The 16,376-nt window shown below is 35.3% G+C and carries 11 protein-coding genes; 5 read left to right on the forward strand and 6 right to left on the reverse strand.

The window, feature by feature from the left end:
- Window positions 1-195: 195 nt before the first annotated feature.
- On the reverse strand, window positions 196-1,722 hold the full coding sequence (locus AC1DVP_RS04665) for a GH3 auxin-responsive promoter family protein (RefSeq protein WP_477182376.1): 1,527 nt from the start codon (window positions 1,720-1,722) through the stop codon (window positions 196-198).
- A gap of 246 nt (window positions 1,723-1,968) precedes the next feature.
- Here AC1DVP_RS04665 and AC1DVP_RS04670 point away from each other — a divergent pair, with 246 nt between their 5' ends.
- From AC1DVP_RS04670 to AC1DVP_RS04680, 3 genes are all read left to right on the forward strand, one after another.
- Window positions 1,969-2,763 carry a DUF2797 domain-containing protein gene (locus AC1DVP_RS04670; protein ID WP_477182377.1) on the forward strand — a complete coding sequence of 265 codons (795 nt, stop codon included), beginning with the start codon at window positions 1,969-1,971 and terminating at the stop codon, window positions 2,761-2,763.
- A 349-nt stretch (window positions 2,764-3,112) separates the two neighbouring features.
- A complete protein-coding gene (locus tag AC1DVP_RS04675) occupies window positions 3,113-3,574 on the forward strand; it encodes a hypothetical protein (RefSeq protein WP_477182378.1) in 462 nt (153 codons plus the stop codon).
- A 275-nt stretch (window positions 3,575-3,849) separates the two neighbouring features.
- Window positions 3,850-4,287, forward strand: a complete 438-nt coding sequence (locus tag AC1DVP_RS04680) for a VOC family protein (protein ID WP_477182379.1) — start codon at window positions 3,850-3,852, stop codon at window positions 4,285-4,287.
- A gap of 175 nt (window positions 4,288-4,462) precedes the next feature.
- On the opposite strand, the gene AC1DVP_RS04685 is transcribed toward AC1DVP_RS04680, so the two are convergent.
- Together AC1DVP_RS04685 and sppA are read right to left on the reverse strand one after the other, a co-directional pair.
- A complete protein-coding gene (locus AC1DVP_RS04685) occupies window positions 4,463-7,084 on the reverse strand; it encodes an AsmA family protein (protein WP_477182380.1) in 2,622 nt (873 codons plus the stop codon).
- A gap of 132 nt (window positions 7,085-7,216) precedes the next feature.
- Window positions 7,217-8,974, reverse strand: coding sequence for a signal peptide peptidase SppA (gene sppA, locus AC1DVP_RS04690; RefSeq protein ID WP_477182381.1), 1,758 nt, complete (start codon window positions 8,972-8,974; stop codon window positions 7,217-7,219).
- 127 nt (window positions 8,975-9,101) lie between these two features.
- Between sppA and folK the strand changes: the two genes are divergently transcribed.
- Window positions 9,102-10,238: a 2-amino-4-hydroxy-6-hydroxymethyldihydropteridine diphosphokinase gene (gene folK / locus AC1DVP_RS04695; RefSeq protein ID WP_477182382.1), complete on the forward strand. Its 1,137-nt coding sequence runs from the start codon at window positions 9,102-9,104 to the stop codon at window positions 10,236-10,238.
- Window positions 10,239-10,240: 2 nt separating this feature from the next.
- On the opposite strand, the gene AC1DVP_RS04700 is transcribed toward folK, so the two are convergent.
- From AC1DVP_RS04700 to AC1DVP_RS04710, 3 genes are all read right to left on the reverse strand, one after another.
- Window positions 10,241-12,388 carry a T9SS type B sorting domain-containing protein gene (locus AC1DVP_RS04700; protein ID WP_477182383.1) on the reverse strand — a complete coding sequence of 716 codons (2,148 nt, stop codon included), beginning with the start codon at window positions 12,386-12,388 and terminating at the stop codon, window positions 10,241-10,243.
- An 87-nt stretch (window positions 12,389-12,475) separates the two neighbouring features.
- Window positions 12,476-13,006, reverse strand: a complete 531-nt coding sequence (locus AC1DVP_RS04705) for an RNA methyltransferase (protein ID WP_477182384.1) — start codon at window positions 13,004-13,006, stop codon at window positions 12,476-12,478.
- A gap of 68 nt (window positions 13,007-13,074) precedes the next feature.
- On the reverse strand, window positions 13,075-13,536 hold the full coding sequence (locus AC1DVP_RS04710; RefSeq protein ID WP_477182385.1) for a DUF1573 domain-containing protein: 462 nt from the start codon (window positions 13,534-13,536) through the stop codon (window positions 13,075-13,077).
- 151 nt (window positions 13,537-13,687) lie between these two features.
- On the opposite strand from AC1DVP_RS04710, the gene mutS reads away from it, so the two are divergent.
- Complete coding sequence (mutS, locus tag AC1DVP_RS04715) at window positions 13,688-16,294, forward strand: DNA mismatch repair protein MutS (protein ID WP_477182386.1); 2,607 nt, start codon at window positions 13,688-13,690, stop codon at window positions 16,292-16,294.
- Window positions 16,295-16,376: the final 82 nt, after the last annotated feature.

A 16,376-nucleotide genomic window follows, 5' to 3' on the forward strand; every position in this document is an offset into this window, starting at 1 on the left:
TTGATTGATGATTGCATACAAGACTTTCAAAATCAAAAAATGTTACAACAGAAGTTAAAAATATTTAAGAAAAGTTTTGGAAATTGAATGTAGTCATTGTTTGTACGCAGCGTTTCCCACCGCTTCCACCACAAACGCGATTAGAAGAACACGAGGCAATGATTACAGTCATTAGCAGGAATATTATTTTTTTCATTAGGAGTTAATTAAATTTTGCATTTTTTTTAATTGCTCAAGATAATCTCTTTTGTTTGATAATCTTGGGATTTTGTGCTGACCTCCCAGTTTATCACTTTCTTTGAGCCAATCATAAAATAATCGTTTTCTAGCCACATTAATTACTGGCGGATTAAGAGTCATGTTGTTGTAGCGCTTGGCCTCGTAATCGGAGTTTAAGGACTGTAAGGTCTCGTCCAAAATCTTTTGAAAAGCTGCAATGTCTTTTGGTTCTTGCTTAAATTCAATTATCCATTCATGAGCTCCTTTTTCTTTGTCTTTCATGAAGATGGGAGCAACAGTATAATCGACTACTTCGGTTTGAGTAATTTTGCAGGCCTTGGCAATTGCCTGATCGGTGTTTTCGACCATTAATTCTTCGCCAAAAACATTGATGTGATGTTTGGTGCGTCCCGTTACCCGAACGCGATAAGGATTTAAGGAAGTAAACCGAACAGTATCGCCTATTAAATAGCGCCACAAACCGCCATTGGTTGTAATAACCATAGCATAATTCTTGAATAATTCGACATCTGCCAACCGAATTGCTTTTTGGTCAGGCGTGCCAAAGGTATCCATAGGGATGAATTCATAAAAAATGCCGTAGTCCAGCATTAGCAATAAATCACTGGAATTATTCAAGTCCTGAATGGCAAAAAAGCCTTCGGAAGCGTTGTATATTTCGTAGTATTTGAATTGGTTTTTCGGAAGGATTTTTTGGTATTGATCTCGGTAAGGATCAAAACTTACGCCTCCGTGAAAGTACACTTCCAAGTTGGGCCAGACTTCCATTAGATTTGTTTTTCCAGTCTCTTCCAAGACTTTATTCATTAGAACCAGCATCCAAGAAGGAACACCTGCAAAACTGGTGACATTTTCATTTATGGTTTCTTTGATGATAGCGCTCATTTTGGTTTCCCATTCGCTCATTAAAGAAATTTTACTGCTTGGCGTACTGCTGAATTCCGCCCAAATAGGCATATTTTCAATCAGAATAGCAGATAAATCGCCAAAAAAAGTATTGTTGTTTTCATAAATCTGTGAACTGCCGCCCAATCGCAGACTTTTGCCTACAAACATTTCAGATTCTTCATTGTTGTTCAAATAGAGGCATAATAAATCTTTGCTTCCTTTGTAGTGGCAATCTTCGAGCGCTTCACTGCTTACGGGGATAAACTTGCTTTTGGCATTAGTAGTGCCACTTGATTTGGCAAACCATTTTATAGGCGTTTCCCAAAGTACATTTTGTTCTCCTTGACGGGTTCGCTCAATATATGGCTCCAAATCTTCATAGGAAGAAATAGGAACTCTATCAGTAAAGGTTTTGTATGATTTTATCGAAGCATAATCGTATTGCTTGCCATAAACCGTTTCTTCGGATGAGCGTATTAAATTCATCAGCAATTCTTCCTGAACTTCATTAGGATACTTCAGGAAAAGCTCAATCTGGTGAATTCTTTGTTTCAAGAACCAAGAAGCGATAGAATTTATAATTGCTAAAGGCATGGGGATTTATGATTTTAGATTAACGATTTTAGATTTCTGATTTTCTTCCTAAGTAGAAAAGATGGAAATTTAAGATTTGAATATCGATGGACAAATACTAACTTTGCTTTTTATCAAAAATAGTCTTTTTTTTTATAAAAATAAGTATTCTATTTGTTCTAAAGGTTCGAATTCAAATAATCGAAAATTTAAATAGACGCCAAAAATCTAAAATCAGAAATCTAAAATCGTTAATCTAAAATCTCAATGACATACCAAGGAGTACTTTCAAAAATGCAAACCGAATTTGGAAACCCGATTCAATATTATCTGGTTTTCGAAAACAGTTTTTTGAACATGAATCAGCTATTAAACAAAGAGCTGGAAATTAATTTTGAAGGATATCAATGTTTGAATTGCGGTAAAAAGAAAAAAATATTCCGTCAGGGATTCTGTTACGACTGTTTCTATTCGAGCCCGGCGGTGGGTGACTGGATCATGAAACCCGAGCTGAGCACCGCCCATCTTGGCATTGCCGACCGTGATTTGGAATATGAGCAAAAAGTGCAGTTAGAGCCTCATATTGTTTATTTGGCTTTGTCCAGCGAGGTCAAAGTAGGAGTGACCCGCAAAACGCAAATGCCAACGAGATGGATTGATCAGGGCGCTACACAGGCGATATCCATTGTTGAAGTACCCAACCGATATTTGGCCGGAATTACCGAGGTAGCTCTGAAAAATCATTATGCCGATAAAACCAATTGGCGCAAAATGCTTCAAAATGATGTTGTTCCTATCGACTTAATCGCCGAAAAATTAAAAGTTGAAAATCTCATCCCAGCTGAAGTGCAGGAATTTTATCATTTAGATAAAAACGACCTCTACGAAATGCATTTTCCAGTTTTGAATTACCCTAAAAAAATAGCCAGCTTAAGTCTGGACAAAACCCCTCATTTCAAGGGGAAACTTACAGGAATCAAAGGACAGTACCTCATTTTTGAAGACGGAACCGTTTTCAATGTTCGTGGTTTTGAAGGTTATGTAGTTTCGATTGATGTTTAGAAAATAGGATTTACTTCGTCAGTTCGCAAAAGCTCGTGTGGGCGTGCCATCCACAAAGAAAAAGGGCTGTCAGCTTTGTGGATATTGCCCTTTTTCTTTGTGGCTGTCGGGCTATTCATTACAAGTCCTCATCAAGTTCCGCTGTCGCTACACTTGTCTGCGGGCTTTTCATTGCTATCCCTCACGCGGTTTAGCGTAATAATGAGATTATTTGTTTTAGAAATAAATTCAATATATTTATATAAGTGAAATTACCCTTTATTAATCTGCCTGATTTTGGGGAGTGGGTATGGGAGTTTTTTAGACTTATATACAAGTTAGATACAACAATAAACCAAACTGTTAAATTATGGACATTTTTGAAATTCCGAAACAAATTTTAAGTTTATTGCAAGATCGGTCAATGAAAAATATAGCGAAATTTTTTGTAGTATTATTCGTCATTTTGTCAATCATAGCTTTAGATAATTACTTAGGAGTTTCTTATTATAGTAATATTGATAATAAACTGACACAACTTAAAAATGTAAATGATTTATTAGATTATCCATCTTTAGATAATAAAACAAAAGTTTATCTGCTGAATGTGAAAAAAGATATTTTAGAAAGACAGACATTTGTTGATAAAATTCAATATTCATTTGAACAGATTTCATTTACAAGCTCTAAAAATGAAATTGTTAATGAGTTAAATAAGTCAATTGTGCTTCGCAATAGTATTATAGAATTTGTTTCAATTAATTATTTCTTTATTTATTGGACTTCCTTTTTATTTTTTTATAAACAGATTTTCTATAAATTTTTGGCATAATTTATTATTGGTTATTGCGGTCGAGGCTTTTCTCATTATTTTGAGTTTTACTCTTTACTTTCTATTTTCATTAATTCCGACAATTTTTGGACGTCCATATTTAAATTATATTCTGAATTTTCTTCTTTTCTTTATTTTGATATCAGTAAATACTGTTCGATTAAATAATAAAAACAATAGTTACGGCTAAAAGTGATATGGACAATTGGTTATATATTTGAAATATTTAGGCAAATACAAAAAGATAGAGTTGAATAAATAAAAATACAAACATTATGGAAAATTCAAATAACAAAACAGAAAATGAAGTTTCGCCAAAAGACACAATCCCAAAAGTAACAGGAATCGGCGGCATTTTCTTTTTTTCAGACAATCCAGCTGAAACCAGAAATTGGTATGCTAAAAACTTAGGTCTTGATGTCAATGAATGGGGTTCTACTTTTGAATCCCGAAATATAGACAAACCCAATGAGGTAAATCAACTGCAGTGGAGTCCCTTTAAAAGTGGAAGTGAGTATTTTTCTCCGTCCAAAAAGGAATTCATGATTAATTACAGAGTTCAGAATATCGAAGAACTTGTAAAAAATCTAAGAGCCAACGGTGTGACTATCCTCGATGAAATGGAAACCTTCGATTATGGAAAATTCATTCACATCATGGACTCCGAAGGAAATAAAATTGAACTTTGGGAACCAGTTGATGGAGTGTTATAGAATAGGAGAAGTTAGATAATTGCATGAAATAAATAGAACTTCACTAAGTTTTTAAATCCGTGCCAATCTGTTTAATCCGTGCAATCTGTGGCCAAATTTTTTCCATAAAAATGCCCCCAGATAATGTCTAATTATTTGGGGGCAGTTCAAATTTTTGTGAGACGGCTTTTCTAATTTAATTTTGAGGTGTTGTTGGCTCTGCTGGTTTTTTCTTTTTGAATAAACCATTCAGTAAATCGCCGGCTTTTTTCTTGATGTCTTCTTTTTGAGCATTTGTTTTAGTAGTGTCAGTATCCGTTTTTTTACCGCTGTTCAGTAATTTATCCAATTCTGCACCTCCTTTTTTCATCAATTTATCCGATTGCTGTTTGGCCAATTGCATTGTCAGGTTGGTCATCGCTGCTTTCATATCTGTTGAGATTTTCGGATTGCTGAATGAGCCGGTCATTAATGCATTTATTGGGATATTTTCAAATTTGGCCGCATCAGCAGGTGACATTTTCGAGATATAGGCATTGGCTTCTTTGCCCAGGTATTTGGCAGGAACATTGAACTTGATATTATAATCCATGCTTTGGTCAAAACCATGCGCACCGCCAATTGTTGCTTTTATATCTTGGTATTTAATGTCAAATGGTTTTACGTTTACTTTCCCGTCTTTAAAAGTAAGCGCAGCTTTGATGTCATTGAGGTTTACTTTGTTTAAGTCAATAAATTTCAGATTCGAACTCAAGGCTTTTAATAATGTCGAGTTATTTGCATTTATGGTAGTAGAAAGCAATTGCCCGATCAAATCACCTGAAATTGATTTCAAATCTGGAGTCATTTCTGTAGCATCCAGATTTCCGTTTAATTTGATGGCGGTGTTTATTTTTCCATTTACGATTCCGGCAATTGGAGCTATTTTTTTCAGCATATCCAATTGGGTAAAACTTTGCTGAATATCAACTTGGTTTAAATTTAGATTCATATCAAAAACGGGTGTCTTTCCTTTTGTGGAAACGGAACCGCTGGCCCCTATATTTCCTCCAAAAATAGATGTTTTTACATTTTCCAAGGTTACTCTCTCATCTTTGATAATCATTTTCCCAGAAACATCTTTTAGTGTTAAGTTGTCATATAAAACCGTGTTGGCTTTTGCGGTAAGCGTACAATTTAAGAAAGCTGGGATTTTCAATGGTTCTTCTTTCTTAGCTCCTTTAGTTTCTGTTTTTGCTATAGATGCGGGAGCTGTGCTGGTTGTCATGAAATCGCTAACAGCAAGTTGGTTTGAAGACAAGTTGAAATTCCCTTTCAGCTCTTGTTTTCTGAACATAAAACCATAAAAATTATCCAAAACTCCTGTTACGCTAAGGTCGCTTTTTCCTGTTTTGGCATTAAATTGTTTCAAATGCACTTGACTTGGATTGAATTGTACCAAGGCATTGCTGATGGTCATGTTTTTACCATTTCCGTCATCATAATTAAATCCAGTTAAACCAATAGTTCCTGCATTATTGATATTTTGATACTGGCTTTTTTCAACTGAAGCCATATCAAATTTGGTAGTTACATTTGCTTTAAGAATACCAGTAAGCGGTTTTTCAAGTTTTATAGGATATGCTTTAGAAAGATTGGCTAAATTAATCGTTCCTTTCAAAGCGGCATCAACCAATGCATTGGTGCTGATGTTTTTTATATTGGCTTTAGCATCAAAAACGTCTTGGTCTATTCTAAAAGAAAGCTTGTCCAGATTAACATAAGTGTCATTCATGATACCTGTTTCATTTACGATTTTAGTATCGATAACTATACTTTGAACGGATTTTGGCAAGTTAGGATATTGAAAAGATCCGTTATTGGAAGCAATGGCAATGTTGAATTTGGGAATGGTAGTGTCTGTAAGCATACCTTTAGCAAAACCGTTAACTGTAAAATCTCCAGTCGTTTTTACGCCTTCTAAACTGGAAGAATAAGCAGCAGGAATCAATCCCAAGAAGTTCTTGAATGAGGAAGTGGGTGTTTTGAATTTTAAATCATAGACTTGTCCTGCTTCAGCCATTTGTATAAAACCGTCAAATTCCAGCGGTAATTGATTGATTAAGGCTTTGTTTTCTTTAAAAGTGTATTTGCTTTTCTCTAAATCAATACCAAGAACCGCGTCCAGTGACAAAGCAACATTTTTCATATAGTTGATTTTACCCATGTCAAATGATACTTTTGCCGTTGACTTGGTGTCTAAATCGAGTTTTGAAGCATTAAAATCACCCGTTCCTTCGTGGTTCAAACTGTCAATGACCATTCTTATTTGTGAAGCTTCGTCAAAGTATTGAAACTTGAAATTCTCAATTTGGTATTTCTGGATTTTCAATGACATTGGTTCACTTTTGGTGTCTTCTTTGGGTTTGTTGTCTTTCAAAGCAATATCGAAATTTCCAATTCCGTCTTTATTGAATATAATATTGATGAAACCGTTTTTTGAAGTGATTCCTTCAATTTCCATGGTTTCCTCCTTGCTTTTGAACAATTCTTTGATTGACATTTTCAAATTCAATTCGCCTAAAGAAACCAAAGTATCTCCTTCAAATGGTGCTTTATTGATAATCAGTAATTTGTCTAAGGTTACAGTTGCTTTTGGGAAATTTTTGAATAAACTCAAGTCAGCATCTGCAAAAGAAACTTTTGCATCCACTTTTTCGTTGATGGCTTCAGTAATTTTAGCCTTTATTTGGTCTTTAAAGAAATACGGAATTGCAAATAAGGAAGCTGTAAGAACAACTAATGCAATCCCAACGATTTTTAAAATTTTCTTTAGCATATAGATTCAGTAATTTGGGTTATTTTTTTACAAAAATAAGGGTTTATTAATTAGTTGTTCTGTTAAAATTTATAAAAAAGAAACCCTTTCAGTTTAAAACGGAAAGGGCTTGTGGTTTATTATTTTAAAAAATTACTGTATCGAAATTTCAAAAGGCATTCTGGCTTGAATTCCTTTTTGAAGCTGTACTTTTTTAACTTGCTGTAAAAGGAAATAATTTTCTTCTCCTATCTCTTCTTTGATTAAAGCTTCTTTTGATTTTGCAAAAGGAAGTTTAGCAAATATATCGGCAAAATCTTTTTCGTATTCAGGGAAGTTTTGGGTTGAATAGTTTTTTATTTTGGCCAATGATGCCGCTTCTTTTATTGCATTATCTAAATTTCCGATTTTATCTACTAAACCAATTTTTTTCGCTTCCGTACCTGTCCAAACACGGCCTTGCGCGATCGAATCTACTTGTGCAAAAGTCATTTTTCTGCCTTCAGCAACATGTGTTACAAATGTTTTATATACGCGTTCGATTCCTTCCAGAGTTACTTTTTTGTATTTTTCGTTCAAAGGAACAAACGGACTGTAATTAGCATTTTCATTTGTTGTTAGCTGTTCTGTGTTAATTCCGATTTTGGTTGACAGCTGGCTGAAGTTTGGTAAAACCCCAAAAACTCCAATAGAACCAGTAATGGTGTTTTTTTCGGCAAAAATGGTGTTAGCATTACAAGCAATATAGTATCCTCCGGATGCTGCATAATTCCCCATGGAGACCACGACCGGTTTTACTTTTTTGGTTAATTCAATTTCTCTCCAAATTAAATCAGATGTCAAAGCGCTTCCGCCAGGACTGTCCACACGAAGCACGATAGCTTTAATATCTTTGTTTTTTCTGGCTTCTTGGAATGAACGGCGCATAGAGCCTTCACCAATTACATCAACGTCTCCTTCGCCGCTTTGAATTTCACCTTGCGCATAGATTACGGCAATTTGATTGTCTGTTTCCGGAAGTATTGAAGTTGTTGCTATTTTTTGAGCATAATCAGTAATGGATACTTTATTGTAATCTTCATTAGTGTCCACATTCAATGCTTTTTTGATAGCCTGATGATATACATCTTCATAAGCGACAATGTCGATAAGTTTATTGGCTTTGGCCATTTCCGGAGTACGGGCCAATAATCCGGTTGCGATTTCATTTAATCGGGAGATGGAGATATGGCGGCTTGCTGAAATGTCTTCAAGAACTGAACTCCAAACGGAATTTAATAAAGCGGTAGTCTGTTCTCTATTGGCATCACTCATTTTATTTTCGAGGAAAGGTTCAACAGCACTTTTGTATTTTCCGTGACGGATAACTTCCATTTTTACTCCTGATTTTTCCTGCAGATCTTTAAAGAACATTAGCTCGGTAGATAATCCTTTAAAATCAACATCTCCAGCCGGATTTAAATAAATGGTATTGGCAACAGAGTTCAGGTAATAATCTCTCTGAGAATAATCATTGGCGTAGGCCATAACAAACTTTCCGGATTTTTTAAAATCATCCAAGGCTTCTCTAAGTTCTTTGCTTTGCGCTAATCCCAAAGAAGAATTTTGGTTTAAAATTGATATTCCCTTGATGTCGCTATCAGTTTTTGCAGCACTAATGGCATTGATGATATCGGTAAGGCCAATATTTTTTTTCTCTGAAAAGACATTTATCCAAGGGTCTTTGTATTTTCCAGCATAGTCATTGGATATATCTTCTAAGTTTAATTCAACAACCGAATTGTTTTTGACTTCAATTCCCTCAGATTCACCTCCAAAAAGCGCCCCGATGAGTATAATGCCAAAGAAAAACAACATGAAAAAAACAAAAATACCAATGATGGTAGCCATTACATTTCCTAAAAATCTCATAAATTCTATGTTTACTGATAAGTATTTAAAAGTGTTGATTTGTTACAGCCATGAATGAAAATAAAATGCAACACAGTGGGCAAATATACTGTTATTCTAAAATTCTTTTAGTTAATTTGTGCTTAATATGGAACTACAGCATCAAGTCATTTTATCTTTAGGAAGTAATCAGGGCAATCGGTTGAAAAACATCGAATTGTGTTTGGAGCTAATTCATCAGGAAATTGGGACTATTATAAAAGTTTCCAATTTATATGAAACGCCTTCCTGGGGATTTGAAAGTGAGGCTTTTTATAATTGCGCTTTGGTTTTGCATACTTATAAAACACCCGTGCAGATTTTGGAGGAATGTTTGACGGTTGAAAAAAAGTTAGGCAGAATCCGCAATGAAAATGCTGGATATCAATCCAGAATTATTGATATTGATTTAATTGCTTTTGACTCTGAAATTATTAATGTTGAGCATCTTCAAATTCCACATCCTTTGATGCAAAACCGAAAATTTGTTTTGCTGCCTTTTCAAGATTTAAATTTAGATTGGGTTCATCCTATGTTGAAAAAAACGATTCCCGAGCTAATTCAGATTACACCTGATGATAGTGTTTGTGAGGTAGTTGAGGAATTAGTAAGTCCTTTGACTGCTATCCGATTAAATCAGTATAATTATATTGCTATTGAAGGGAATATTGGTGCTGGGAAATCTACTTTGGCGCTAAAAATGGCTCAGGATTTTAATGCGAAAACAGTTTTGGAACGTTTTGCAGACAATCCATTTTTGCCTAAATTCTATGAAGATCAAAGCCGGTATGCTTTTTCGCTAGAGATGTCTTTCTTAGCGGATAGGTATCAGCAGTTGTCTGATGATTTGTCACAATTTGATTTGTTTAAAGACTTTATTATTGCCGATTATCATATTTTTAAATCGCTGTTATTTTCTAAAATTACTTTAGAAGTTGATGAGTTTAGATTGTATCGAACACTTTTTGATATCATTTATAAAGAAATGCCAAAGCCTGATTTGTATATTTATCTGTATCAAAATACCGATCGTTTACTGCAGAATATAAAACGCCGTGGCAGAAGCTACGAACGGGATATTACGGCAGCATATTTAGAAAAAATAAATAAAGGTTACTTGGAATACATCAAAACCCAAACTGATTTGAATGTCTTGGTCATTGATGTTTCCGATCGTGATTTTGTAAGCAATCAGGAAGATTATCTTTTTGTTTTAAATAAAATTCAGGAGAAAAACAATCTGTAACATTATCTCTTTAACGAAAAATGGCCTTTTAACTCTGGGCTGTCTTTGTCTAATTTTAGTACATACCAATAATCGGAAGCGGGTAATGGGCTTTTGTTAAAAGTGCCGTCCCAAGTACGGTTATAATTATTAAGCTGAGTGATTAATTTTCCGTAACGGTCGAAAACAGTTACTTCGCCTAATGGGTAATTTATCAAACCTTTTACTTCCCAATTATCATTATAGCCATCATTGTTGGGTGTGAAAAATTTAGGAACAATAATGACAATAAATGTTTTTTGGTCATTACTGCATAAATTAACTTCTCGAACATACGCAGTTTGCAGTCCGCTTGGCGCATTTGTAAAAACATTAGAACTTTGATAATTAACTCCATCTATAGAAAATTCAAAATAACTTTCGTTTTGAATTAGTTCTATAGTAACTGTTGTTTCATCAACTGCAACATTTTTTATTTCAGGTTTGTCATTTTCTAGAACTGTAATTGTTTTTTTGCTGGTACAGCTTTCAGGAGCTGGACTCGTTACATTTACTGTAAAAATCCCTTTGTCTATAACATCTATAGTTTTTGTTATAGCACCAGTTGACCAAAGATAATTCATGTTTGGAATACCAGCATCTAATGTAATAGTTTGCGCAACACACTTTGTGATAGGTTGATCGCTTACAATTGGAAGCGGATAAACAATTAGGGCAACAGGAGTTTTTGTACTATTGATACATCCGTTATTAACTGCCTCTGCATAATAGGTTGTATTGGAGGAAATGGTAGGGGTTGTATAGACTGACCCAGTTCCCATAATGCTGCCTCCAATTTGTGAATACCAATTTATGGTTCCTTCAGTAGGAGTAGCTTTTAGTGTGAATAATCCTGGTCCGCAATTGGTAGCTGGCGTATTGGTGCTTGTGATATTTGGAGTGTTGATTATTTTAGCTTCAACCGCTTTTCTGGCAGTTGTACAACCAGATGCGGCAGTTTCTGCATAAAAAGTTGTAGTGGTGGTTAAATTTTGGGTAGTGAAACTAGATCCAGTGCCCATGTAATTCCCTAGTGCAGCAGTATCGTACCAATTAATGGTGCCTGCGGTAGCTGTTGCTTGAAGTGTAACTGTTCCAGCATCACATCTTGATGCAGGCGTTGTGCTAGATATAGCTGCAATTGTCAAAGTAGTGCTTGCCGAAAGATGCAAAACAGGATCGCCGGCTGTTCCTCCATATTCGACAACATAGCCTTTAGGGTAATAGGGTCCTGGGGGATCTCCTTTTTCCGGTAAATCATTCCATGTTCCAGGGTTTCCTACCGACGGATCAGTTATATGTGCATAATCTTCATTATTGTTAGAATCATTAGGTTCGTTAGGGGAATTCCAATTTGCATAATTTGGAGTGGAACCATTGCCTTTTCCGTTCCAAAAAATAGTGCCTGCTTCTGGGCCTGTTACCCATTTCCAAACGCCTTCAGTTTCGGTATCACTACCGCCAATCCATCCAGCTCCAGGTGCTTGTGCTCCTGCTAATTGAGCTTCATCTGCTGCTGTTAATGTGGCTAAATACCCTTTTAAGCCATAATAAGTTTTGCTGTCGGCGGCTGTTTTTGCATTGGTCCAGCTAATTCCTAAGTAGGGCACGTATTCATAATAATGGCCGTTTCTCGGTAAATAATTGGCTTGTCCTATGCTGATTGAAAAGTTTCGGATACCAGAAGGTGTAATCGAAGAACTGCTGAAACGAACATCTTTTATAGCATTTTCAAAATCGGTATAGGATACGGGTATTCCTGTTGGACTGTTTAGTGTTAACTTGCCTTCGTTTGCATTCCAGCTGCTTTTAATTGTGGAATGTGCTAAAGGATTATTTAATGTTAATTGATCTTCGCCTTTTATGTAACCAGATGAAATTTGAATATAAATTGCATCTGTACTTGTGTCGTCAAGATCAGTTATAGAAATGCTGGTTACAATATTGACATTGGTTAAAGGGCAATAGGCCTGATTGCCAGTTGCAGTTAGAACAGGAGCTGCATTGGCTAAAGAATGTTTAGAAATATTGGATTGTTTAAATGGTTTTTTAGGTGCAGGATCTGCATAGCTAAAAGTGTAAACAAAAAGCACAAAAAGTAGTGTTACAGCGATGAGAGATCTAATTTTCATTTTATAAAAATAAGCTTTTATATCAAAATGCAAAACTTTGGGTAAAAGATTATTAGATAAAAATACTGCTTATGCACAAATTAGCTTTTAGTTGTTAAATTGTTTAAATAAATCCCAAACGACAATTCCGGCACTTACTGAAATATTCAACGAATGTTTTGTTCCCAGTTGCGGAATTTCAATACAGCCGTCGCATAAAGCTACAGCTTCCTGTGCTACGCCATAAACTTCGTTTCCGAATAATAAAGCATACTTCTGATTTTTATCGACTTTAAAATCTTGAAGGAAAACCGAGCTTTCTACTTGTTCAATAGCAAGGGTAACAATTTTTTCTTTTTTTAAATTTGTAATAACTTCAAGCACATTTTCGTGATGTTCCCAAGTTACTGTTTCGGTTGCTCCAAGAGCTGTTTTGTGAATTTCTTTATTGGGTGGCGTAGCGGTAATACCGCACAAAATTATTTTCTCTATCAGGAAAGCATCGGCAGTTCTAAAAACAGATCCGATATTATGCAAACTGCGAATGTCATCTAAAACTAAAATTAAAGGGGTTTTTTTAGATTTTTTAAAATCATCTATTGATTTTCTTTCCAGTTCGCTGTTTTCAAGTTTTCTCATGTAAATAGTGTTTATAAAAAAGGCTTCCTAAAATCAGGAAGCCTTTCTTTTATTTTATAAAAGGAGTATTAGCTTTTTGTTGCAGCTGGTGCGGCATCTGGTAAAACAGTACCTTTAATTGTTAGCGTTTTAGTTGGCTGTCCTTCAGCATTTGAAGTTACAGTTACTGTTTTTGTAAATGGGCCAACTCTGTCTGTAGCATATCTTACTCCAATAACTCCTTTTGCTCCAGGAGCAATTGGTTCTTTTGGCGTGGTTGGAACAGTACAGCCACAAGATCCTTGAGTGTTTGTAATAATTAATGGTTTGTTGCCATTATTAGTGAATACAAACTGACGGTTAGGCTCTGCATTGTGAGCGATAGTTCCATAATCAATAGTTTCGTTTTCAAAAACCATTCCTGCGCCATCTACTTTTGGTAATGCGGCAACAGTTGTTTTTGCTTTTTTGCTCTTTTTTGAAGTTTCTTGAGCGTTAGAAAACGTTGTTCCTAAGACAGTTAGCATAGCTAATAAAAATATTTTTCTCATAGTTTTTTGAATTATTTCACAAATTTATACAAAGAAACAAAATTGTAGTGTAAAATTTTCTTAAAAGTAATTTAATTTTTTTACTCCTTAGTTTTTTGCGGTTTAAAATTATAAATTCGCTGAGTTTTTTATTCATTCAAATATAACAATTTTGGCAGCAAAAGATAAGATAGTTAAAGAGACCCCATTAATGAAGCAATACAACGAAATCAAAAGGAAATATCCTGATGCTTGCCTGTTGTTTAGGGTTGGGGATTTTTATGAGACTTTTGGAGAAGATGCAATTCGGGCTTCAAAGATTCTGGGTATTACGTTAACCAAAAGAGGAGCGGGTTCCGAAACAGAGACTGCGCTTGCTGGTTTTCCGCATCATTCTATAAATACCTATTTGCCTAAATTAGTCAAAGCTGGACTTCGTGTAGCTATTTGTGATCAATTGGAAGATCCAAAAATGACAAAAACTATTGTTAAACGCGGAGTGACCGAATTGGTTACGCCTGGTGTTTCTATGAATGACGAGGTTTTGCATTCTAAAACCAATAATTTTTTGGCCGCGGTTTATTTTGCCAATAAAATGATCGGTGTTTCATTTTTGGATGTTTCTACGGGTGAGTTTCTTACCGCTCAGGGAAATGCTGAATATATAGATAAACTGCTTCAAAATTTCAATCCAAGTGAAGTTTTGGTTCCGAAAAACAATAAGAGTGAATTCCGTGAAACTTTCGGAGAGGATTTTCATAATTTCTACTTGGAAGACTGGATTTTTAAAGAAGATTATGCTCTTGAAACGTTGACGAAACATTTTCAAACCGTATCTTTAAAAGGTTTTGGTATTGAAGAATTAAGAGAGGGAATCATTGCATCGGGTGCTATTCTTTATTATTTGTCCGAAACGCAGCATAATAGAGTGCAGCATATTACGGCAATCCATCGAATTGCTGAGGACGCTTATGTTTGGATGGATCGATTTACGATTCGGAACTTAGAGTTGTACCATAGTTATAATCCTAATGCCGTTACGCTATTGGATGTAATTGATAAAACGCTTTCGCCAATGGGTGGGCGTTTGTTAAAACGCTGGCTGGCTTTGCCATTAAAAGACAGTAATAAGATAAAAAGCCGTCATCAGGTGGTTTCTTATTTAAAAGAGAATCAAGATGTTTTAAAAAATATTCAGAATCAAATCAAACAGATTTCAGATTTGGAGCGGTTGATTTCCAAAATCGCCACAGGGAAAGTTTCGCCCCGCGAAGTAGTTTATCTGAAAGAATCACTTGACGCTATTATTCCGATAAAAACTTTGGCTTTGTCAAGTCCGCAGGAAGCGGTAAAGGTTATTGGAGACAGTTTGCACAGCTGTGATTTGCTTCGCGAAAAAATACATACAACCTTAAATCAGGATGCGCCAGTGGCAATTGCCAAAGGAAACGCTATTGCTAAAGGTATTAATGCTGAGTTGGATGATTTGCGCGAAATATCCACTTCCGGAAAGCAGTTTTTGGAAGGAATTGAAAAAAGAGAATCGGAACGCACAGGAATTTCTTCATTGAAAATATCTTTCAATAATGTTTTTGGATATTATATAGAAGTAAGAAATACGCATAAAGATAAAGTCCCTGCAGAGTGGATCAGAAAGCAAACACTTGTTAGTGCTGAACGTTACATCACGGAAGAGCTTAAAGAATATGAAACTAAAATTCTGKGAGCTGAAGAGAAAATTCAGAAAATTGAAAGCGATTTATTCGAGCAGTTAGTAAGTTGGGTGGCTACGTACATAAAACCTGTTCAGATGAATGCTAATCTAGTAGCTCAGCTGGATTGTTTGTGTTGTTTTACACAACTGGCAATTGAGAATAAATATGTTTGCCCAGAAATTGATGAGACATTTGAACTTGAAATTAAAGAAGGAAGGCATCCGGTAATTGAAAAGCAGCTGCCTGTCGGAGTTCCATATATTACGAATGATGTTTTTTTAGATAGGGAAACACAGCAATTAATTATGATTACCGGGCCAAATATGTCTGGTAAGTCTGCAATATTGCGTCAAACCGCTTTGATTGTACTGTTGGCTCAAATAGGAAGTTTTGTTCCTGCTGAAAGCGTGAGAATGGGAATTGTGGATAAAATATTCACAAGGGTTGGTGCTTCTGATAATATTTCGATGGGTGAGTCTACTTTTATGGTCGAAATGAATGAAACGGCTTCGATTTTGAATAATATATCCGACCGAAGTTTAGTGCTGTTAGATGAAATAGGTAGAGGAACGAGTACCTATGACGGAATTTCCATTGCTTGGGCGATTGCCGAATTTTTGCACGAACATCCATCCAAAGCCAAAACATTGTTTGCAACGCATTATCATGAATTGAATGAGATGAGTGAAACCATGCCTCGAATCCAGAATTATAATGTTTCGGTAAAAGAACTAAAAGATACGGTTCTTTTTATTAGGAAATTGGTAAAAGGAGGAAGTGCTCACAGTTTCGGTATTCATGTGGCCAAGATGGCAGGAATGCCACAGCTGGTTATTTCAAGAGCACAAAAAATGCTGAAAAAGCTGGAGAAAGACCATTCTAGCGAAGTGTTGAACGGAGTAAAATCTGCGAACGAAGAGATGCAGATGAGTTTCTTTAATCTTGATGATCCTTTGCTGGAAGAAATCAAAGAAGAGATTGTAAATTTGGATATAAATGCAATTACTCCGGTTGAGGCTTTGATGAAACTTAATGAGATTAAAAGAATGCTGACTAGAAAATAAATTTTTACAGGTTTAAAGTTATCGTTGTCAGAACGTTAATTTTTATCTTTAATTTTTTTGAAAAAAAGGTTTGTGTAATTGA

Source organism: Flavobacterium sp. P3_A6 (assembly GCF_056403035.1).